Annotated in this window: 24 protein-coding genes; 15 read left to right on the forward strand and 9 right to left on the reverse strand. The window is 59.0% G+C overall.

Going from position 1 to position 19,603, the window contains the following annotated elements; translation table 11 throughout:
- Nucleotides 1-12: 12 nt before the first annotated feature.
- Both K3175_RS00085 and K3175_RS00090 read right to left on the reverse strand, forming a co-directional pair.
- The gene (locus K3175_RS00085; protein WP_221541357.1) at nt 13-693 is read right to left on the reverse strand and encodes a hypothetical protein; all 681 of its coding nucleotides are present in this window, start codon (nt 691-693) and stop codon (nt 13-15) included.
- Nucleotides 694-705: 12 nt separating this feature from the next.
- Nucleotides 706-1,101, reverse strand: a complete 396-nt coding sequence (locus tag K3175_RS00090) for a DUF2177 family protein (protein WP_221541358.1) — start codon at nt 1,099-1,101, stop codon at nt 706-708.
- 63 nt (nt 1,102-1,164) lie between these two features.
- On the opposite strand from K3175_RS00090, the gene K3175_RS00095 reads away from it, so the two are divergent.
- From K3175_RS00095 to K3175_RS00150, 12 genes are all read left to right on the forward strand, one after another.
- Entirely contained in the window at nt 1,165-1,419 is a 255-nt protein-coding gene (locus tag K3175_RS00095) for an exodeoxyribonuclease VII small subunit (RefSeq protein ID WP_221542285.1), read from the forward strand.
- 21 nt (nt 1,420-1,440) lie between these two features.
- Complete coding sequence (locus tag K3175_RS00100) at nt 1,441-2,331, forward strand: polyprenyl synthetase family protein (protein WP_221542286.1); 891 nt, start codon at nt 1,441-1,443, stop codon at nt 2,329-2,331.
- Complete coding sequence (coaD, locus tag K3175_RS00105; RefSeq protein WP_221541359.1) at nt 2,331-2,843, forward strand: pantetheine-phosphate adenylyltransferase; 513 nt, start codon at nt 2,331-2,333, stop codon at nt 2,841-2,843. The genes K3175_RS00100 and coaD overlap by 1 nt, the downstream gene beginning before the upstream one ends.
- Before the next feature lie 83 nt (nt 2,844-2,926).
- The gene (locus tag K3175_RS00110; RefSeq protein WP_221541360.1) at nt 2,927-3,604 is read left to right on the forward strand and encodes a peptidylprolyl isomerase; all 678 of its coding nucleotides are present in this window, start codon (nt 2,927-2,929) and stop codon (nt 3,602-3,604) included.
- Nucleotides 3,605-3,641: 37 nt separating this feature from the next.
- Nucleotides 3,642-4,670 (forward strand): tRNA preQ1(34) S-adenosylmethionine ribosyltransferase-isomerase QueA, encoded by a 1,029-nt coding sequence (gene queA, locus K3175_RS00115; RefSeq protein WP_221541361.1) that lies wholly within the window; start codon nt 3,642-3,644, stop codon nt 4,668-4,670.
- A gap of 10 nt (nt 4,671-4,680) precedes the next feature.
- Nucleotides 4,681-5,628 (forward strand): ABC transporter ATP-binding protein, encoded by a 948-nt coding sequence (locus K3175_RS00120; RefSeq protein ID WP_221541362.1) that lies wholly within the window; start codon nt 4,681-4,683, stop codon nt 5,626-5,628.
- Nucleotides 5,625-6,389 (forward strand): ABC transporter permease, encoded by a 765-nt coding sequence (locus tag K3175_RS00125; protein WP_221541363.1) that lies wholly within the window; start codon nt 5,625-5,627, stop codon nt 6,387-6,389. The genes K3175_RS00120 and K3175_RS00125 overlap by 4 nt, the downstream gene beginning before the upstream one ends.
- A 149-nt stretch (nt 6,390-6,538) precedes the next feature.
- The gene (locus K3175_RS00130) at nt 6,539-7,084 is read left to right on the forward strand and encodes an outer membrane beta-barrel protein (RefSeq protein ID WP_221541364.1); all 546 of its coding nucleotides are present in this window, start codon (nt 6,539-6,541) and stop codon (nt 7,082-7,084) included.
- Between the two features lie 96 nt (nt 7,085-7,180).
- Nucleotides 7,181-8,131, forward strand: a complete 951-nt coding sequence (locus K3175_RS00135; RefSeq protein WP_221541365.1) for a DUF481 domain-containing protein — start codon at nt 7,181-7,183, stop codon at nt 8,129-8,131.
- Entirely contained in the window at nt 8,131-9,267 is a 1,137-nt protein-coding gene (tgt, locus tag K3175_RS00140) for a tRNA guanosine(34) transglycosylase Tgt (protein WP_221542287.1), read from the forward strand. Before K3175_RS00135 ends, tgt begins: the two co-directional genes overlap by 1 nt.
- A complete protein-coding gene (locus K3175_RS00145) occupies nt 9,264-9,959 on the forward strand; it encodes an SDR family NAD(P)-dependent oxidoreductase (RefSeq protein ID WP_221541366.1) in 696 nt (231 codons plus the stop codon). The genes tgt and K3175_RS00145 overlap by 4 nt, the downstream gene beginning before the upstream one ends.
- Nucleotides 9,956-10,681 carry a M50 family metallopeptidase gene (locus K3175_RS00150; RefSeq protein ID WP_221541367.1) on the forward strand — a complete coding sequence of 242 codons (726 nt, stop codon included), beginning with the start codon at nt 9,956-9,958 and terminating at the stop codon, nt 10,679-10,681. Before K3175_RS00145 ends, K3175_RS00150 begins: the two co-directional genes overlap by 4 nt.
- A 3-nt stretch (nt 10,682-10,684) precedes the next feature.
- On the opposite strand, the gene K3175_RS00155 is transcribed toward K3175_RS00150, so the two are convergent.
- The 7 genes from K3175_RS00155 to radC all read right to left on the reverse strand — a co-directional run bounded on the left by K3175_RS00155 (nt 10,685) and on the right by radC (nt 15,652).
- On the reverse strand, nt 10,685-10,855 hold the full coding sequence (locus K3175_RS00155) for a hypothetical protein (RefSeq protein WP_221541368.1): 171 nt from the start codon (nt 10,853-10,855) through the stop codon (nt 10,685-10,687).
- Nucleotides 10,856-10,988: 133 nt separating this feature from the next.
- The gene (rpsD, locus tag K3175_RS00160; RefSeq protein ID WP_221541369.1) at nt 10,989-11,603 is read right to left on the reverse strand and encodes a 30S ribosomal protein S4; all 615 of its coding nucleotides are present in this window, start codon (nt 11,601-11,603) and stop codon (nt 10,989-10,991) included.
- 175 nt (nt 11,604-11,778) lie between these two features.
- Nucleotides 11,779-12,420: a phosphoribosylanthranilate isomerase gene (locus tag K3175_RS00165; protein WP_345719285.1), complete on the reverse strand. Its 642-nt coding sequence runs from the start codon at nt 12,418-12,420 to the stop codon at nt 11,779-11,781.
- Nucleotides 12,421-12,430: 10 nt separating this feature from the next.
- A complete protein-coding gene (pyrF, locus tag K3175_RS00170; RefSeq protein WP_221541371.1) occupies nt 12,431-13,105 on the reverse strand; it encodes an orotidine-5'-phosphate decarboxylase in 675 nt (224 codons plus the stop codon).
- Entirely contained in the window at nt 13,102-13,464 is a 363-nt protein-coding gene (locus tag K3175_RS00175) for a DUF1049 domain-containing protein (protein ID WP_221541372.1), read from the reverse strand. The genes pyrF and K3175_RS00175 overlap by 4 nt, the downstream gene beginning before the upstream one ends.
- Nucleotides 13,465-13,523: 59 nt before the next feature.
- Nucleotides 13,524-14,834, reverse strand: coding sequence for an adenylosuccinate lyase (purB, locus tag K3175_RS00180; RefSeq protein ID WP_221541373.1), 1,311 nt, complete (start codon nt 14,832-14,834; stop codon nt 13,524-13,526).
- Nucleotides 14,835-14,935: 101 nt separating this feature from the next.
- Nucleotides 14,936-15,652 carry a RadC family protein gene (gene radC, locus K3175_RS00185; RefSeq protein WP_247710599.1) on the reverse strand — a complete coding sequence of 239 codons (717 nt, stop codon included), beginning with the start codon at nt 15,650-15,652 and terminating at the stop codon, nt 14,936-14,938.
- A gap of 57 nt (nt 15,653-15,709) precedes the next feature.
- Between radC and K3175_RS00190 the strand changes: the two genes are divergently transcribed.
- The 3 genes from K3175_RS00190 to K3175_RS00200 are packed head-to-tail and all read left to right on the forward strand — an operon-like array spanning nt 15,710 to nt 19,580.
- Nucleotides 15,710-18,919: an intermembrane phospholipid transport YdbH family protein gene (locus tag K3175_RS00190; protein ID WP_221541374.1), complete on the forward strand. Its 3,210-nt coding sequence runs from the start codon at nt 15,710-15,712 to the stop codon at nt 18,917-18,919.
- Between the two features lie 20 nt (nt 18,920-18,939).
- Nucleotides 18,940-19,176 carry a YnbE family lipoprotein gene (locus K3175_RS00195; protein ID WP_247710600.1) on the forward strand — a complete coding sequence of 79 codons (237 nt, stop codon included), beginning with the start codon at nt 18,940-18,942 and terminating at the stop codon, nt 19,174-19,176.
- Nucleotides 19,177-19,187: 11 nt separating this feature from the next.
- Nucleotides 19,188-19,580 carry a YdbL family probable chaperone protein gene (locus tag K3175_RS00200; RefSeq protein WP_221541375.1) on the forward strand — a complete coding sequence of 131 codons (393 nt, stop codon included), beginning with the start codon at nt 19,188-19,190 and terminating at the stop codon, nt 19,578-19,580.
- The last annotated feature ends 23 nt before the right edge of the window (nt 19,581-19,603 follow it).

Consider the following 19,603-nt stretch of genomic DNA (forward strand, 5'->3'; position numbering starts at 1 on the left):
TAACCATGCGGGTCAGAGTGGCGGGCTGGCGACGCCGAGGCCGATTTCGCTTTTATGCCAGCGCGTCGTATCAGTCCAATAGGCGATCGCGGTGAGTATCGCGAAAACCGCCATGGCTGTCAGCGGCAGCGCAATCGAATATTCGGTGGGTTGCGGTGCGAGCCAATTGAGCAGCTGAAACCCCAGCATGCTTCCTATCAGGATGAGCGGCGGTACCGGCGGACCCTTTGTTGCCCGAACGTACCAGACGAAGGCGGCCAGTGTTATGCCCAGTTCCAGCGGAACCTCGATCCAGGGGTAATTCCAGAGGCCGAAGCCGAATTTTTCCTGTCCGCCAAACAAGGTCAAATCGGGGCGATGCACGAGCAGGTCGAGAAACCAGTGGCTCAGGACGACTATCGCGGCCCAGGTGCCCGCCACCAGATTGCGCGACCATCTGCCGACCAGTAGACCAAGGGCAAGCGCGAAAGCGGCGGTGCCGAGCAGGCTGTGCGTATATGGCATGGTGTGCAGGTCCAGCGGGCTCATCACGGTGATCCCAGGCACGATCTCGCCATCTTCCAGCCCGATCATAAACAGGGCCATGAACGCCCAGTCGGTCAGTTGGGCGGCGACGAACAGAGTGCCGAGTTTCGGCGCTTCACCGGTGATGGCGCGTGCGGCGAAAGCCGGGGCAAAATGACCGATGAACATTATCGGCCGCTCCTATGCCAGTTTCGATGCGGCGAGGGTCGCGGCGGTCGCCGCAAATGCTGTGGCCGCGGCGCCCCAGCAGATGTCCACGACCGTGACCGTGGTGGACCAGTGCCGCATAGTCGCCTGATTTGTCAGGTCGTAAGTCGCATAGCAAATTGCACCCAGCAGAGCGCCGTTGAGTGCCGCCGAACCCAAGCCACTCGCCAGCCCGGGGCGAACTGCGAACCATACGATAGCCACGATATAGGCAAGGTAGAAGACAAGCGCCGGCACGATGCGGAAATTCTCTGCGAGAATGTCGCGCAACCGCGCCCGGTAGAAGTTCGGGCCTGCCCATTTCAGCCAGACGGCGTCCAGCGTGCCGAACGCCACGGCGGCCGCTATGATAGCGACAATCCACGTCATATCCGCTTCCCGTGTTTTGACCTTCTTGACCGCGCGCCTGCGTCCCGTCAATGCTCGCCCATGATGACAGAAGGCCAAGACAAACCGATTGCGGATATGAGCTTCGAAGAGGCACTCCGCGCGCTCGAAATCACCGTGCGTGGCCTCGAAAGCGGCGATGTCCCGCTTGATGAAAGCATCGCGCTTTACGAACGCGGCGAAGAGTTGCGCAAGGCATGCCAGAAGCGGCTCGATGCGGCGCAGGCGAAGATCGACAAGATCGTGCAGGGTAGTGATGGCAAACCTGCTGGCACCGTGCCCTTCGATGCGGATAGCTGAGGCGTGAGTGCGGTGACCACGATGCCGGGTCTGCTCGCGGAAGCTTTCGAAGAGGTTCAGCGCGACGTTGATGCTGCCTTCGATGCCTTTCTTCCAGTGCCGCAGGACACCCGTGCCCAACTGGTAGAGGCGATGCGGTATGCGGCGATCGGTGGCGGGAAGCGTGTTCGTCCACTGCTGGTATGCGCCACCGCCAGGCTCTTCGGAGTAGATCGCGATGCGGCCGTCGCAGCAGGCTGCGCGGTCGAAGCCATTCATGCCTACTCGCTCATCCATGACGATCTGCCCTGCATGGATGACGACGATCTGCGCCACGGCAAGCCAACGCTGCACAATGTCTATGACGAGGCAACCGCTGTCCTAGCGGGCGATTGTCTCCATGCGCTGGCATTCGATATTCTCACCATGCCGGGGACAAGCAGCGACCCTTTCGTGCGCAGCGAACTGGTGACCACACTTGCCAAGGCAAGCGGCCATGAAGGTATGGCGGGCGGTCAGATGATGGATATCGTATCTGACGAGCAGTCTTACGATCTGCGGCAAGTCACCCGCCTGCAGCAACTGAAAACCGGCGCCCTGCTCGCCGCAAGCGTGGAGATGGGAGCGATCCTGGGCAGGGTCCCGCCAGAAGGTCGTACCCATCTACGTGCTTATGCCCGCGATATAGGCCTCGCATTCCAGATCGCGGATGACCTGCTCGATGTGGAAGGCGACGAGGCGAAAGCAGGTAAAGCGCTGCGGAAGGATGAAGAGCAAGGGAAGCAGACTTTCGTGACGCTGATGGGGCGTGACAAGGCCCGTGCGCAGGCGGAGATGCTGGTCGATCAGGCGGGCGACCATCTGGCTGGCTATGGTGATGAGGCGCGGGTCCTCATCGATCTGGCACATTTCGTGGTGAAGAGAGATCACTGATGACTGAACGGATCGGCATTTACCCGGGAACATTCGACCCGATCACACTTGGTCATGCCGATATCATCAGGCGTGGCAGCAAGCTTGTCGACAGGCTCATAATCGGTGTGACAACCAATCCCTCCAAGGATCCCATGTTCTCCACCGACGAACGTTTCGCCATGGTCGAGCGAGAGATAGCGGCCATGGGTCTTGGCAATGTCGAGGTGGTCGGTTTTAACGCGCTGCTGGTGAAATTCGCCCAGAAATTGGGGGCATCCGTCCTAATCCGGGGGCTGCGCGCCGTCGCCGATTTTGAATATGAATATCAGATGGCGGGGATGAACCAGCAGATCGACGACGACATCGAAACTGTTTTCCTCATGGCGGATGTGTCGCTTCAGCCAATCGCATCCCGGCTGGTAAAGGAGATCGCTTTATTCGGCGGTGATATCACCCCGTTCGTCAGCCAAGACGTGTGCGAAGATGTCATCGCGAGGGTGCAGGAAATGGGACAGCTGGGGGACTACTGATAATGTGCGCCAAACCATTCATTGAATGGACAGCGCCCGCCCGCTAGGGCGTCCTCCACATAGGACAATTCGACGGAAATATGATGCTCAAGTCTTCGTTCGCTCTCGCTGCTGCCGCGCTTGCGGCAATGGCCCCGATCGCTGCCACCGCTCAGGAGGCCGAAACCGCTGCGCCAGCTCGTAAGGTCTACGATCCGATCAATTACAATCTGAACGAAGATCTGGAAAACATCTTGTTTCTGGATCTCTCGAATGGCGAACGTGTGGGCGTGCGGCTCATGCCAAGCTGGGCGCCCAATCACGTCGAGCGGATCAAGACCCTGGCGCGTCAGGGGTTCTATGACGGTGTCATTTTTCACCGTGTGATCGATGGTTTCATGGCCCAGACCGGCGATCCGACGGGAACAGGGCAGGGGGGAAGCGAGCTTCCCGACCTTGAAGAAGAATTCAACCCGATGCCGCATGTGCGCGGTACCGTTTCCATGGCCCGCGCCGCGAGCGAGGACAGTGCGAACAGCCAGTTCTTCCTCGTATTCTATCCGCGCTTCAGCCTCGACAAGAAATATACCAATTTCGGCCGCGTGATTTCCAATATGGACGCTGTCGATGCCATCAATCGCGGAGAACCGCCTGCAAACCCGACGCGTATCCTGCAGGCTTCGCTGGCATCGGAAAACAAGATTAAGCCGGCCGCAGCCCCTGCCATCATGTCCGATGCGCCAGTAACAGCTGATGATTTGAACGCGCCGATCGAAAACTGAGTTTCCTAGTGCGCAGCCAGCGTTTAGAGGCGCTGCCATGCGTGTCGACCTCTTCGATTTCGATCTTCCGAATGAACGGATAGCTCTTCGTCCAGCGCGGCCGCGCGATGCGGCGCGAATGCTGGTAGTCCGGGGGGATGATCCTTTCGTGGATGCCCATGTGCGCGACCTTCCCGGCCTGCTCGAGCCCGGGGATGTCCTCGTGTTCAACGATACGCGGGTAATTCCCGCGCAGCTCCAAGGGCGTCGGGGCGATGCAAAGATCGGAGCGACGCTGCACAAGCGCGTGGATCTGAGGCGCTGGCAGGCTTTCATCCGCAACGCCAAGCGCCTGCGCGTGGGCGAGGTCGCCGAATTCGGCGGCGGAGTGACGGCAATCGCGGAAGAGAGGCTGGCTGATGGCAGCTTCATCCTGTTTTTCGAAGGCGAGGAGCCGGTCGAAGTTCTGCTGGAACGGGCGGGGACCATGCCCTTGCCGCCATATATCGCAGGCAAGCGCCCCACCGATGCGCAGGACCGCGAAGACTATCAGACGATGTTCGCGAAAGAGGATGGCGCCGTAGCGGCGCCTACAGCTGCGCTGCATTTCACCGATCGGCTGATGGGGGCATTGGCAGATCGCGGCATCGCAACTGAAACGCTGACACTGCACGTCGGCGCGGGCACTTTCCTTCCCGTGAAGGCAGAGGATACCGAAGATCACCAGATGCATTCGGAATGGGGCCGGATCGAGCAATATACCGCCGACCGCCTCAACGAGGCTCGCGCACGCGGAAATCGCGTGATCGCAGTGGGGACGACCAGCCTGCGTCTGCTCGAAAGCGCGACGGGCGAAGACCGCGTCATCCGTCCTTTCGCGGGCGACACGGACATCTTCATTACCCCAGGTTACACATTTCGCGCCATCGACGGCCTCATGACCAATTTCCATCTTCCCAAATCGACGCTTTTCATGCTGGTCGGCGCACTGATGGGACGTGAGCGCATGCAGGAAACCTACGCACACGCCATTGCGGAAGAATATCGCTTCTATTCCTATGGTGACTCCTCGCTCCTGCTGCCGTAACTGAGCGCGAATGCACGAACCCATCCTCGAGCTCGACGGTCTTTCCAAAACCTATCCCGGCGGGCTGAAAGCGCTGGACGATGTGAGCCTCACAATCCGCAAGGGCGAGATTTTCGCGCTTCTTGGCCCGAACGGGGCTGGCAAGACAACGCTGATCGGCGCGGTTTGCGGCCTGGTTCGGCCGACCGGTGGCACTATTCGGGCTTTCGGCAACGATCTGGCGACGGACTGGCGCAAGGCGAGGGCGAGGATCGGTCTCGTGCCGCAGGAACTGTCGACCGACATGTTCGAGCCGGTCATACACGCTGTGGCTTATTCGCGCGGGCTTTTCGGTCTCGCACCCGACCCGGCACGAATCGAGGAAATCCTACGAAGCCTCAGCCTGTGGGACAAGCGCGATACGCGCATCATGGCTCTATCGGGCGGGATGAAGCGTCGCGTTCTCATCGCCAAGGCGCTGGCGCACGAGCCCGACCTGCTTTTCCTCGACGAACCGACCGCCGGCGTCGATGTCGAACTGCGCAAGGGCATGTGGGCCATCATCGACCAGATGCGCGACAAGGGGGTCACCGTCATTCTGACCACACACTATATCGAAGAGGCGGAGCAAATGGCCGACCGTGTGGGCATCATCCGGAAGGGCCAGCTGATCATGGTCGATGAGAAGGATGCGATGATGGCGCGGCTTGGCCGGACCGAGGCGCATATCACACTGGAAGAGCCGCTGAAGGAACTGCCGCGTTCACTGGCGCAATATCCACTCGAACTGGAGCAGGATGGAATGGCACTCTGCTATCGCGGCGGCGACGGGACCGGGCGCGGGAAGGGCGAGGTGGCGGATATCACGAAGGCGCTCATAGCGAGCGGTATCGACTACAACGGGATCGACGTGCGCGAGAGCAGCCTGGAGGACATTTTCGTCTCTCTGCTGGGCGAGAAAGAGGAGCAGGCGGCATGATCGGCTGGCGCTCCACCTGGTCGATCTACACCCGCGAACTGTTTCGTTTCCTGCGCACCGCGTTTCAGTCAGTGCTGGCGCCCGTGCTGACGACTTCACTCTATTTCATCGTTTTCGGTGCGGCTATCGGCGGGCGGATGCCCGATCTGGGCGGAGTGGATTACGGTGCCTTCATTATCCCCGGCCTGCTCATGCTGACGCTGCTCGGCGAGACGACCAGTAATTCCAGCTTCGGCATCTACATGCCGCGCTTCACAGGTACGATATACGAATTGCTCAGCGCACCGATCGGAGTAGCCGAGACCTTGATCGGCTTCGTGGGGGCAGCGATGACGAAGAGCCTGATACTTGCCGCGATCATCCTGCTGACAGCGCGTCTGTTCGTCGATTATTCTATCGCACACCCGCTTCTCGCAGTGCTCTACATCATGTTGGTGGCTGCAGCGTTCAGCCTGTTTGGTTTCATCCTTGGCATCTGGGCCGACAGTTTCGAAAAGCTCGGCATCATTCCGTTGCTTTTTCTCACGCCGCTCACGTTCCTCGGTGGCACATTCTACTCAATCAATATGCTACCGAAGCCGTGGGATACGATCGCGCTGGCCAACCCGATCGTCTATCTCGTCAGCGGTTTGCGGTGGACCTTTTACGGCAGCAGCGACGTCAATATCTGGGTGAGCTTCGGCATCACTGTGGCATTTTTGGCGGCATGCATCGCGGTGATAGCCTATATTTTCAGAACCGGATGGCGCTTGCGAGCGTAACCTTTGACACAGGTTCGCACGCAGTTCATGGTTGTGTAGTAAAAATGCAACAGTGTTGCACAAATGATTTCTGACCCTTGAATGACCCTACCTGAGATTTCTATCTGCGCCGCGCTCGGATATCCGGGCGTGAATACAGGATAGAAATAATGAAAAAGATTGCACTCTTCGCAGGAATGGCCGCTGCAGCCGTCGCTCTTCCGACCGCCGCTCAGGCTCAGCAGGCTGAACCTTTCGTCGGCGTATCCGGCGGCTACCACGACCTCGGCGCAGACGATGTCGACGACGAATTCGACATCGATGTCGAAGATTCCAGCGCGATTCTCGGTATCTTCGCTGGCGCAGACTTTGCTGCCGGATCGAACGTTTTCGTTGGTGTCGAAGGTAACTACCACTTCGGATTCAGCGCGATCGACAGCGAATATGGCGCGTCTGCACGTCTCGGCTTCCGCGACGCCGGCGGTGCGAAGTATTACGTGCGCGGCGGCTACCAGTGGGTCGACCTCGACGTTGCTGAACTGACGGGCGTTGACGAAGATATCATCGACGATCTCGACATCGACGACACCGGTGGCGACTACCTCGTTGGCCTCGGCGCAGAATTCCCCATCGGTGGCGCATCGCTCCGCGTGAATCTCGACACAATCGCGTTCGACACCGTTCGCGCGACTACGGGTGTTGCTTTCAACTTCTGATTGCACGACTTGCCAATCGGGGCGGGCCTCTCACGAGGTCCGCCCTTTGTCGTGAAGGGCTGGCGATTCCCTGGCTCACTCGCTATTCGCTCGCCCATGCCTCGCCTCCGTTTCCTCACACTTCCCATAGCGCTTGCATTTCTGTCTACTCCCGCCGCAGCCGAATTGCCCGAGGGCGTGCGCGCGATGATCGACGCGGCGATCGCCACTGGCGATACCAACAAGGTTTCGACCGTCCTTGAACTGGCGCGCAGCACCAATCCCGATGAAGGCGAGACAATCGACGCCATCCAGGCTGCGTGGTCCGCTTCGCAGGCAAAGAAGCTGGCGGAAGCCCAGGCCCAAAAGGAAGAAGCGATTCGTCAGGCGGGTATCTTCGATCGCTGGAGCGGTGAAGGTGAGCTTGGAGGTTTCCATTCTTCCGGCAATACCAACAGCGTCGGTATCGCGGCATCTCTCAAGCTCGAACGTAAGGGTCTGGAATGGACCCACCTCTTGCGCGCTCGCGGGGATTATCAGCGCCAGAATGGCAGCACCAGTAGAGAGCAGTTCCTCGCCGCCTATGAACCGCGATGGCAGTTCAGCGACGACATGTTTATTTACGGACTGGCTCAATATGAAGGCGATCGACTGCAGGGTTTTGATGGCCGCTACGCCGTTTCAGGGGGGCTGGGTTACAAACTTCTCGATCGCGAGGGCCTCAAGCTCTCCATCAAGGCCGGGCCGGCCTGGCGGTTGACTGACTTCAGGGATGGAGGGAGTGCGAGCCGGATAGCAGGCTTGTTCGGTGCGGATTTCGACTGGCAAATCGTCGATGGGCTGACGTTTACCCAAGATGCCAATGCGGTTGCCGAGGGAGGCGGAGAGGTCCAGGTACTTGTCGATGGCAACAATACCAGCGTGAACCTCGTCACCGGTCTCGACTATCGGATAAGCTCGCACCTGCGATCACGCCTATCCTATGCGCTGGATTACAACAGCAATCCGCCCGCAAATTCGGTGTCCACCGATACCGCGACCCGTTTTACCGTTGTTTACGGCTTCTGATCATGCAGCGATTTACTTTCGACATTCACGCGCGCGATGGTGCGTCCCGAACCGGTACCATCCGGATGATGCGCGGTGATATCCGCACTCCGGCATTCATGCCGGTAGGAACCGCAGCCACCGTCAAGGCCCTGAAACCTGAGACTGTCCGCAAGACCGGCGCAGACATCATTTTGGGCAATACCTATCACCTCATGCTTCGCCCCGGAGCTGAACGGGTGGCCCGTTTGGGCGGCCTTCACAAGTTCATGAATTGGCATCGCCCGATCCTCACCGATAGCGGAGGGTATCAGGTGATGAGCCTGTCCGACCTCCGGAAGCTGACGGAGAAAGGCGTCGAGTTTCGTAGCCATATCGATGGTTCGAAGCATATGTTGACGCCCGAACGCAGTATGGAAATCCAGCGTTTGCTCGGAAGCGATATCGTCATGGCTTTCGATGAATGCCCGCGGGCAGACCGCCCTCGTGACGAGATTGCAGCGAGCATGGAAATGAGCATGCGCTGGGCGAAACGTAGCCGCGAAGGTTTCGAAAGCGGCGTCGAGCATGCAAAGCGCGCGGCCCTGTTCGGAATTCAACAGGGAGCGCTCGATCAGGAATTGAGGAAAATCAGCGCGGAAAAACTCAGCGAGATCGGATTTGACGGCTATGCGATCGGCGGCCTTGCCGTGGGCGAGGGGCAGGAGGCGATGTTCGCCACGCTCGATTTCGCGCCGGGGCAATTGCCGGATGAAAGCCCCCGTTATCTGATGGGTGTTGGCAAGCCCGACGATCTGGTCGGCGCTGTCGAGCGCGGTGTCGACATGTTCGATTGCGTATTGCCCAGTCGATCCGGCCGAAATGGGCAAGCATTTACGTGGAATGGCCCCATCAATTTGCGCAATGCGCGGTTTGCTGAGGATCAGGAGCCGCTCGATGCCCGATGCAAGTGTGATACCTGTTCGACCTATACCCGCGCCTATTTGCACCATCTGGTCAAATCGCAGGAAATCTTGGGTGCGATGCTCATGACGGAGCATAATATCGCATTCTATCAGCAACTGATGCAGACGATGCGTGATGCTATCGCGCAAGGACGTTTCGCCGATTTTGCCAGCGATTTTCGAAGCGATTATTTGCGAGATCGGTCGGCGTGAGTTGGACCCGTGCAGCGGTGATTGGCGCATCGGGCGGCATTGGCGCGGCGCTTGCTGATGCTCTTGAGGGCTGCGGCACCGAAGTAGTCCGCTTTTCCAGGGTCTCTGCCGGGCAAAATCATTTGGACCTTTCCGATGAGAGCAGCATTGCAGATGCTGCAAAACTAGCTGCTGGAGACGGACCGCTGGATCTCGTCCTTGTCGCGACTGGTTATCTTCATGGCGAAGCCGGTGGCCCAGAAAAGGACTGGCGCCAGATTACTGGCGATGAATTATCCCGCAACTTCGCCATCAATGCGACTGGCCCTGCATTGGTGGCCAAGCATTTCCTTCCCTTGCTGGCTGAAGATCGGCGAGCTGGTTTTGCTGCATTGAGTGCACGAGTTGGAAGTATTTCCGATAATGGCCTGGGGGGGTGGTATTCCTACAGGGCGAGCAAGGCTGCTCTGAACATGCTTGTTCGCACGCTATCTATTGAATTGGCACGCAAAAAGCCCGAGGCGTTCTGCGTCGGTCTGCATCCGGGCACTGTCGATACCCGTCTGAGCGAGCCGTTTCAAAGAGGGGTGCCTGAAGGCAAGCTCTTCACGCCGGATCTTGCTGCACACTATCTGCTCGGTGTGCTGGGTGAGCTGACTCATGAAGATAGCGGCCGATGCTTTGCTTGGGACGGCAAGGAGATTACGCCATGAGCCGGGGCCGGTCAGCCTTTCGGACCGAGGCCGATCGGCGGGAGGTAACTCTGCTGATCATGATCGGAGTAATCACGATCTTGCTCTGGCACTCCCCGTATGGTGCCTACCTGCTCTATCCCTTCAGTATACTGGCGACCTGGTTCCACGAAATGGGGCACGGTCTGGCAGCGATGGCCTTCGGCAGCCAGTTCGAGCGACTGGTCATCTTTTCCGATGGATCAGGCTACGCTCTCTACTACTCTGCGGAGCAGCAATCGCGTGTCGCCATGGCGAGCATAGCAGCAGCAGGTTTGCTTGGGCCGACGGTCGCTGGTTGCCTGCTCATCCTTGCATCGCGCAAGCAGAGCTTAACCCAGATTGCTCTCTTGGCGCTCGGTGCTGCGCTGATAGCATCGACCTTGATCTGGGTCCGCTCGACAACTGGATGGGTAATCCTGCCTTCGATCGGCGCGGCGCTGCTCATCATCGCGCTTAAAGGCCGCCCATCGCATAAACGTCTGGCGGTGCAGTTCCTCGGTGTTCAAGGATGCATTTCAATATACCGGGACTTCGGATATCTTTTCAGCGAGGGGGGCACCCTGGGCGGGCGGCAACAGCTTTCCGATACAGGTCATATCGAGAGAGCGCTTTTTCTTCCTTACTGGTTCTGGGGTATCGTTATCACCGCGCTCATAGCGATCATGGTCTTATACGCCCTGAAACGCGCCCATCTGCGTTGACGATCAGCCCGAAGCCTGTTCCCGCATCTCGAGGACAGTGCCGCGATAGGCAATGAACTGTCCCACAGCGTCGGTAAAACCGGCACCGATACGATTGGCCTGGCGCTGGGCCTCGGCGAGCGAACTGTACCATTTTCCCGTTCGGGAACGAGTGACAAATCGATACTGTGTCATAGCGTTATACAAACGCTGCCACAGGCGCGGAGTTTCCTCCAAGTGCCTGAAAATACGACGAACCGTTCGATAATGCGCCAAACAAAAAGGGCGGCCCCGAAGGACCGCCCCTGATGTTCGATTTTCGGCAGTCTTAGCGCGAATAGAACTCGACCACGAGGTTCGGTTCCATGGTGACCGGATAAGGAACTTCGTCGAGCTTCGGCACGCGAGTGAAGGTTACCTTGTCCGTGCCATCGGGCGCCACGTAGTCAGGAATTTCACGCTCGGGCAGGCTCTGTGCTTCGATCACAAGCGCCATATCCTTCGCCTTGCTGCCGAGGCTGACAACATCCCCGACCTTTACGCGGGCCGAAGCGATGTTGGTCTTCACGCCGTTGAGATAGATGTGGCCATGGCTCACGATCTGGCGCGCAGCGAAGATGGTCGGTGCGAACTTGGCGCGGTACACGACCATGTCGAGACGCTGTTCAAGCAGGCCGATCAGGTTCTGACCGGTGTCGCCTTTCATAGCCGACGCTTCCTTGTAGGTGCGCTTGAACTGCTTTTCGGTCACGTCGCCGTAGTAGCCCTTGAGCTTCTGCTTGGCGCGCAGCTGCAGGCCGAAGTCGGACATCTTGCCCTTGCGGCGTTGGCCGTGCTGGCCGGGGCCATACGAACGCTTGTTAACCGGAGAATTCGGACGACCCCAGATGTTTTCGCCCATCCGGCGGTCGAGTTTGTACTTGGCGCTCTTGCGCTTCGACATAAATCTTTCCTTCAATTTGCTGAGCCATCCCCCCGATCTCGACATGAAATCGGCGGTGGCCATCCAACCCGGTTTCGCACCGACACACTCATTGAAGAGTGCGGCGCGGCCACCGCTTCACCGGGGTGCGGGGCCAATTAGCGAAGGCGCGCGAATAGCAGGAAATTCGGCAGCGTCAAGCTTTGCGCACCGCTTCGCAGAACGCAGATATCCGGGAAGGATCCTTCAATCCTGGGCCAGTCTCTACGCCGCTCGACGTGTCGACCAGCGGAGCTCCGGTTTCCGAAAGCGCACGGCCGACATTTTCCGGTGTCAGCCCGCCGGCCAACCCCCAACCGGGCCGACCTCGCCAGGTTTCAAGCAGGGACCAATCGAACCGTAAGCCCATGCCGCCGGGAAGTGCAGCGTCTTTCGGTGTTTTTGCGTCAAAGAGAATGAGGTCAGCCGCATCGTTAAATGTTCCGGCCCCCGTGATGTCGCCCGCGCTCGCGACCGAGATCGCTTTCCAGACAGGCAGATTAAATCGTCTTCTGATCTGTGCCGCGCGGGCCGGGCTTTCCGATCCGTGAAGCTGTATTGCTTCAAGCCGAGCGGCCTTTACCGCATCCGCAATTGTTGCATCGTCAGCATCAACGAACAGACCGACCCGGCCGATCCGTGACCCCGCACGCATCGCCAGAGAGCTCGCTGCATAACTGTCGACATGACGAGGGGATGGCGGGAAGAAAACCATCCCGAAGAAGTCCGCGCGCGCCTCGATGCATGCGTCGAGCGCTTCAACGCTCGAAATACCGCAGATCTTTATCAAGGTCTGCACAGTTGAACCTTCAAAGCGTCGCTTCGATCGCGCGAGCGGCTTCGGCAGGGTCATCGGCCCGGCTGATCGGACGCCCGATGACAAGTACGCTTGCGCCATCATCACGGGCCTGCCGCGGCGTCACGACACGCTTCTGGTCCCCGACGACACTTCCTTCGGGGCGCAGGCCGGGCACAACGAAGAATCCGTCCTTCCACTGCTCGTGCACTGCCTTGATTTCGTGGCCCGAACACACGACCCCGTCCAGGCCCGCTGAGTGAGCAGCTTCGCTTAAGCGCATGACGTAGCCATACGGGGTTCCGGGAACTCCCATCGCTTGCAAGTCCCGTTCGTCAAGGCTGGTAAGCATGGTGACGCCAACGACCTTCGTATTTTCCCCAGCGGCAGCCTTGGCATCTTCCATCATGGCAACACCGCCACAGGCATGGACGGTAACGATGGATGGTTCCAAAACGTGAATGGCTTGCATGGCCCCGGCGACAGTGTTCGGGATGTCGTGCAACTTGAGGTCGAGGAAGATCGGAAGCCCAAGCTGGGTGAGCATGTGCACACCGTGAGCCCCATGAGCATTGAAAAATTCCAGCCCGAGCTTCACCCCGCCGATATGCGCTTTGGCTTTCTCCGCAAGTGAAACCGCATCATGAAGACGCGGCATATCGAGAGCGAGATAGATGGGGTTGCTCATGATTTCGGGGTCGGTTCAGGTTCTACAGGATTTGCAGGATCGGGCGGGAGATTCCGGTCGGAGTTTTCTGGCCGGACCGGTGCCGCCGGTCTTGCTTCGGTTTTGGGTGAGGTCATCTTTGTCGTTGCCGTTTCTAGGGCAGAAATTCGGCGCGATTGTCTCCAGTGAACCCCGCGATGATAAAGCCACATGGGAACGAGGCCGAACAGGAACGAGACGACTACAAGCGCGGGCACCCGGGTGTCCCAGACGATGCCAGGCCATATCCGCACATCGATCTGTTTATCCCAATTGCCGAATGAAAATGCCAGGATTCCCACGAGAAGCAGAACCCAGAGTATCGTGCGTACAAATTGCATGATCGCAAGTCTCCCCGATCTTATTGGCCAGCGATGCTAGGCGCGGAAATCGGCGGCGTCTAGCCGAACACCCGATCGAAAATCGTGTCTACCTGCTTGAAGTGATAGTCGAGGTCGAAGCGTTCCTCGAGCTGCTCTTCCGTTAGCGCTGCGCTCACTTCTTCGTCGGCTTTCAGAAGGTCCAAGAGCATGAGCTTCCCATCGGATTCCCAAACCTTCATCGCATTGCGTTGCACCAGACGATAGGCATCCTCACGGCTGACGCCATTTTGGGTCAGCGCGAGCAGAACGCGCTGGGAATGAATCAAGCCACCCATGCGGTCCATGTTCGCCTGCATCCGCTCGGGATAGATCAGAAGTTTGTCTACCACGCCCGTAAGCCGTGCGAGCGCAAAATCGAGTGTGATCGTCGCGTCCGGACCGATGAAGCGTTCGACCGAAGAGTGCGAGATGTCGCGTTCGTGCCAGAGCGCGACATTTTCCAGAGCAGGGAGTGCATAGGCGCGGATCATCCGAGCCTGACCCGTCAAATTCTCGGTAAGGATCGGATTGCGTTTGTGCGGCATCGCGCTCGAACCCTTCTGCCCCTTCGAGAAAAACTCTTCGGCTTCCAGGACTTCGGTACGCTGAAGGTGGCGAACCTCCACCGCCAGGCGCTCGATGCTTCCCGCAATGACTGCGAGAGTGGCAAAGTACATGGCATGCCTGTCGCGTGGGATCACTTGCGTTGAAACTGGTTCCGCTTTGAGGCCGAGCTTTTCGGCAACATATTCTTCGACGCTGGGATCGATGTTGGCGAATGTCCCGACAGCGCCCGATATCGCGCAGGTAGCGATCTCCTCCCGCGCCGCCAGCAAGCGAGTCTTGCAGCGATCGAACTCTGCGTAACCCTGCGCGAGTTTGAGACCGAATGTCACGGGTTCAGCGTGGATGCCGTGGCTGCGACCGATTGTCGGCGTGTATTTGTGCTCACGTGCGCGCCGTTCGATGGCAGCGAGCAGCTCATCGAGATCTTCGAGCAATAGATCTGTCGATTGAGTTAGCTGAACGGCGAGCGTGGTGTCGAGAACGTCGGAACTGGTCATGCCCTGATGCATGAACCGCGCTTCGTCGCCGACGTTTTCCGCTACCCAGGTCAAGAATGCGATGACGTCGTGTTTGGTTACAGCTTCGATTGCGTCGATCGCTTCGACGTCGATCTTCGGTTTGGTTTCCCACCAGTCCCAAAGCGCCTTGGCTGCGCTTTTCGGCACTACGCCCAAGTCGCCGAGCTTTTCAGTGGCGTGCGCTTCAATCTCAAACCAGATGCGATATTTCGCCTCCGGCTCCCAGATGGCGGTCATGGCAGGGCGGGCGTAGCGGGGGACCATAGCGGACTCCGAAATAGAGCGGGGATCTGTCGCGACCCGCTAGAGAGGAGGCGGCTCCATGACAAGGCTGCCTGTTCTTTTATAGCTTCATCTTTGCGGGGCTACGACAGCAAGCCTTTCGCTCTCAGCGACACATGACTTCCACGTCCGATTATGACGTGGTCGTGCACGGTAATGTTCACTAATCGACCAGCTTCGGCGATGCGATTGGTGATCTCAATGTCTGCGCGGCTCGGTTCCGGGTCGCCGCTGGGATGATTATGCACGAGGATCAATGCGCTTGCGCCGACATCGAAGGCGCGGCGGATGACTTCGCGCGGATGGATCGCAGCTTCATCGATCGATCCTTCTGAGGCGAGATGATCGTCGATCAGCCGATTGCGGGTATCGAGATAGAGGACCCTGACGCGTTCGTGTTTCAGTTCACCCATGTCGATCGACAGATAATCGAGCAATGCCTGCCAACTTCCGAGAACCGGCTTCTGCTGTATGGTCCCCCGGGCCATCCGGCGAGCCGACAGAGATACCGCATGGAGGCACGCCGCGCTCGCTTCGCCCATTCCTTGCACCTGGGCAAGCGCGCCTGGAGATGCGTTCAGCACAGCTGAAAAAGACCCGAATTGACTGATGAGCCGTTTTGCCACCGGCTTGGTATCACCCTGACGAATGGCTGCGAACAAGAGAAACTCGAGCAGTTCATAGTCGGCCAGCGCTTCCGCCCCGCCATTCAAAAGTCGTTGCCGCAGCCGTTCGCGATGTCCGGCGCCCGAATGGCTGGTCGATTTCTTCGCCCCTTCCGGCAACTCTTTACTCCACAAGTCCTTTGAATATCTTGCATTGCCTCCGCGGAATAAAGCGCGCAAGTGCTCGCTCTAATGGACGGCTCTGAGGGTCAATTCGTAAGTCAAAGGCCGCGCTGGCGCAAAAAGCGCTGGTTCGTGCCCGCGCTCGTTCTTGCGGCGCTCGTGGTGACGGCGATTCTGGCGTGGTCGAATCGCATTGCCATAGCCGACGACTTTATTGCGGATCAGCTGGAATCCAACGATTTGCCAGCGACATATACGATCGATCGGATCGGCGGCCGCAACCAGATCATCTCCGATCTCGTGATTGGTGATCCAGGCTCGCCCGATTTTACCGCGACGCGCGTAATTGTGCAGCTACGCCACCGTTTGGGGTTGCCGGTAATAGATAAAATCACGCTGGTTGAGCCACGTCTTTACGGCCGATTTGTGGATGGCACGCTGAGTTTCGGTGCGCTGGACACATTGCTTTTCGGCGAGAGCCAAAAAGACCCGGGACTTCCGGATATCGATTTGGCCATTCGCGACGGACGCGGTCTTATCGAATCTCAATTCGGGCCTGTGGGGATCAAGTTGGCAGGTTCCGGAAACGTCGCGGATGGTTTTGCAGGTACATTGGCTGCCGCCGCGCCAGACCTATCCGTGTCCGATTGCCGGGGAGATGGTGTCACACTTTATGGAAAGCTGACGACCGCTTCCGGTAAACCGACTTTTCGTGGTCCTCTGCGGATGACCAGTCTGGCCTGTAAAAAGGCTGAAGTCTTAGCAGCCAATCTGGTTGCGGAAGTTAAGCTGACTACCAACGACACGCTGGCGGATCCCGCCGTGGAAGCTCGGATTGCCTCCGACCTCACGCAATCCGGACAATACAGTGCCCAATCGATTGCTGGCACGGTTCGGGCTCAAATGCGGGGTGAGGATATCACGGCTCGGTATTCTTTAGCTTCCAGAGGGGTCGAAACCCCTCAAGCGATAGCGGCTCTCCTCACGGCGGAGGGGAGGGTGCTGGCTCGCCAGAATTTCGAAATGCTCGATATCGAAGGGGACGTCGAAGGTAATGGCCTGCGGCTGGGTCGCGAACTTGACGGGGCGTTTTCCCAACTTGCCACCTTCGGGGGCGGTACTCTGCTCGAGCCAATCGTCAGGCGCGTCAGCGCAGCGCTTCAGGCTCAGACCCGTGGCAGCGCGATCGAGTTGGGACTGAGGCTGCGCTCGGATAAGCGCGGGGTTGTGCTCTCTGTCCCGCAAGGGGAATTGCGCGGGGGCGGCGGCACGCGCCTGGTTTCGTTGTCTCGCCTCGAATATTCTGCAGCTCAGGGGCGACCGACGCGACTGTCGGGAAACATCTCGACCGGTGGGCCGGCATTGCCGCGGATCAGGGGGCGGATGGAGCGATCCGGTAGGGGAGATGCGCTGTTTTCGCTCAGCATGGCGCAATATGAAGCTGGTGGATCAAGCCTCGCAATCCCGAGGCTTTCCCTGACGCGGGGAGAAAGCGGCGCGCTAGTCTTTTCCGGGAATGTTGAAGCGACCGGCAAGCTGCCGGGCGGGGCTGTCGACCGGCTTGCACTTCCGATCGACGGTCGATGGACACCTGATTCATACTTCACGCTATGGCGCGATTGCACCAAAGTGTCCTTCCGCCGTCTTCGGTTTGCGCAGCTGAATATCGCGGGGCCCGGCATGACGCTCTGCCCGCCGCCCGGCACGCCAATGCTGCAATATGGTGCCGGGGGAATCCAGTTTGCGGCGGGTGCACCTTCTCTGGATCTGGCCGGTTCGCTGGGGACGACGCCCATCAGGCTGTCGAGCGGACCTGTCGGCTTTGCTTACCCCGGTGTGCTGAAAGCGCGAAACGTCGATGTATCCCTTGGTCCAGTCGCGACTGCGAGCAGATTCGCCGTCTCGGATATCGATGCCCGGATCGGCGAGAACATTGCAGGCACCTTCGCCGGTGCGGAAATTGCCCTTTCCTCAGTACCCATGAATTTGAAAGAGACTGCCGGTTCCTGGGACTATACCGATGGGCGGGTTTCCATCGCGGACGCGTCCTTCCGGCTGGTGGACCGGCAAAGCCCGGCACGCTTCGAGCCACTTGTGGCCCGCGGCGCATCGCTGACGCTGGTCGACAATATTATCGATGCGGTGGCTGAACTTAGAAACCCGCAATCGGACCGCATCGTGACCACTGCCGATATCAGGCACAATCTCGGCACTGGCGACGGCCAGGCGGATTTGCGAGTGGCCGGGCTGCAATTCGACGACCAGCTTCAGCCGGAAGATATCAGCAAGCTGGCGCGAGGAGTTGTTGCCAACGCACTAGGCGTCATCGATGGCACGGGCCGTATTCGATGGACCTCCGGCGGGGAAGTTAAGAGTACGGGCAGCTTCTCATCCGACGATCTCGATTTCGCCGCGGCATTCGGACCTGTCAAAGGCGCCAGCGGAACCGTGGTCTTCACGGATCTCCTCGGCCTGACCACTGCGCCGGGCCAGACGATCCGCGTGGCTTCGGTAAATCCAGGCATCGAGGTGACGGACGGGGAGGTGCAGTTCAGGCTTGAGCGCGGTGAACTGCTCGCCGTCCAGGGCGGACAGTGGCCCTTCATGGGTGGAACGCTCATCTTGCGGGACGTCGATCTCAATCTCGGCATCAGCGAGGAGCGACGCTATGTGTTCGAGATCGTGGGACTGGATGCGGCCCAGTTCATCGCTCAAATGGGGCTGGACAACATTTCGGCGACCGGAATTTTCGACGGCACTCTGCCCATAGTCTTCGACGCGGACGGCAATGGACGGATCGAAGAGGGCATTCTCGTCTCTCGGGACCCGGGCGGCAACATCTCCTATGTGGGGGAGCTGACTTACGAAGACCTGTCGGCAATCGCGAATTTCGCTTTCGACGCGCTGCGCAGCCTCGACTATTCTCAGATGCGCGTCGTGATGAACGGCCCGCTGACAGGCGAAATCGTGACGCAGGTACGCTTCGATGGGGTGCGCCAGGGCGAAGATGCAAAGACCAATTTCATCACGAAACAACTCGCCAAGCTACCGCTTCAGTTCCGGATCAACATTCGCGCACAGTTCTATCAGCTGATCAATTCCGTCAAAGCCATGTATGATCCTGCGTCGGTCCGCGACCCGCGCGAGCTTGGCCTTTTGAGCGATGACGGGACGCGTCTGCTGCGCCGATCGATAACGGGCGAAGAAGCCGCGTCCGAGGTCGATCCGGAGGATATCGTGCCCGAAGCTCCCGCCATTCAGGATCAGGAAAGCGAGTGAACGCTATGAGGATACCAAAATTGACCGGTGCAATCCGGCATGCGAATAGCTTCGCCATGCAGGAAAGAGAAACAGGCATGGGTCACAGAATTCTGGCGGTGAGCATCGGTTCACTTGTTCTGGGGGGCTGTGTCACTGTGGAAGCACCGACCGAGCCGATCGTGATCGAGCTTAACGTGAACATCCGCCAGGAGGTCATTTATCGTCTCGCGGAAGACGCGGGCAACACGATCGAAGAGAATGCAGATATTTTCTGATGGGGAACGCAATGAACAGATATGTCATCAAGGCCGCACTTGCGGGATCGGCTTTCGCTGTGGCGCTGGGCGGTGTCGCAGCGCCGGCCTATGCCCAGCGCGATCCTGCCTATGCTGCGGCCCGTTCTTCCGGCCAGGTCGGCGAGAAGATGGACGGCTATCTGGGGATAGTCGGCAGCGAGAGCGTCGAACTGCGGCGCATTGTGAACGACATCAACATCAAACGCCGCGCAGTCTATTCGGAGCGTGCCCAGGCGACTAATGCCACGCTCGAGGAGTATGCCCTTACGGCTGGCTGCCAGGCCATTCTCGCCACCAAACCGGGCGAAAAGTATCAGGCGCCGGATGGGAGCTGGCAAACACGCACAAGCGCAGCTCCGATGCGCGATTCGCGCTGCCCCTGATCTGCGCTCCGATAATTTGAAAG

The organism is Qipengyuania aestuarii (assembly GCF_019711535.1).
Lineage (GTDB): Bacteria > Pseudomonadota > Alphaproteobacteria > Sphingomonadales > Sphingomonadaceae > Qipengyuania > Qipengyuania aestuarii.

Coding starts and splice junctions, on each gene's coding strand:
- K3175_RS00085 (WP_221541357.1), bottom strand. CDS start 693: ATGTTCATCGGTCATTTTGCCCCGGCTTTCGCCGCACGCGCCATCACC.
- K3175_RS00090 (WP_221541358.1), bottom strand. CDS start 1,101: ATGACGTGGATTGTCGCTATCATAGCGGCCGCCGTGGCGTTCGGCACG.
- K3175_RS00095 (WP_221542285.1), top strand. CDS start 1,165: ATGACAGAAGGCCAAGACAAACCGATTGCGGATATGAGCTTCGAAGAG.
- K3175_RS00100 (WP_221542286.1), top strand. CDS start 1,441: ATGCCGGGTCTGCTCGCGGAAGCTTTCGAAGAGGTTCAGCGCGACGTT.
- coaD (WP_221541359.1), top strand. CDS start 2,331: ATGACTGAACGGATCGGCATTTACCCGGGAACATTCGACCCGATCACA.
- K3175_RS00110 (WP_221541360.1), top strand. CDS start 2,927: ATGCTCAAGTCTTCGTTCGCTCTCGCTGCTGCCGCGCTTGCGGCAATG.
- queA (WP_221541361.1), top strand. CDS start 3,642: ATGCGTGTCGACCTCTTCGATTTCGATCTTCCGAATGAACGGATAGCT.
- K3175_RS00120 (WP_221541362.1), top strand. CDS start 4,681: ATGCACGAACCCATCCTCGAGCTCGACGGTCTTTCCAAAACCTATCCC.
- K3175_RS00125 (WP_221541363.1), top strand. CDS start 5,625: ATGATCGGCTGGCGCTCCACCTGGTCGATCTACACCCGCGAACTGTTT.
- K3175_RS00130 (WP_221541364.1), top strand. CDS start 6,539: ATGAAAAAGATTGCACTCTTCGCAGGAATGGCCGCTGCAGCCGTCGCT.
- K3175_RS00135 (WP_221541365.1), top strand. CDS start 7,181: ATGCCTCGCCTCCGTTTCCTCACACTTCCCATAGCGCTTGCATTTCTG.
- K3175_RS00150 (WP_221541367.1), top strand. CDS start 9,956: ATGAGCCGGGGCCGGTCAGCCTTTCGGACCGAGGCCGATCGGCGGGAG.
- K3175_RS00155 (WP_221541368.1), bottom strand. CDS start 10,855: ATGACACAGTATCGATTTGTCACTCGTTCCCGAACGGGAAAATGGTAC.
- rpsD (WP_221541369.1), bottom strand. CDS start 11,603: ATGTCGAAGCGCAAGAGCGCCAAGTACAAACTCGACCGCCGGATGGGC.
- pyrF (WP_221541371.1), bottom strand. CDS start 13,105: ATGAGCAACCCCATCTATCTCGCTCTCGATATGCCGCGTCTTCATGAT.
- K3175_RS00175 (WP_221541372.1), bottom strand. CDS start 13,464: ATGCAATTTGTACGCACGATACTCTGGGTTCTGCTTCTCGTGGGAATC.
- purB (WP_221541373.1), bottom strand. CDS start 14,834: ATGGTCCCCCGCTACGCCCGCCCTGCCATGACCGCCATCTGGGAGCCG.
- K3175_RS00190 (WP_221541374.1), top strand. CDS start 15,710: ATGGACGGCTCTGAGGGTCAATTCGTAAGTCAAAGGCCGCGCTGGCGC.
- K3175_RS00200 (WP_221541375.1), top strand. CDS start 19,188: ATGAACAGATATGTCATCAAGGCCGCACTTGCGGGATCGGCTTTCGCT.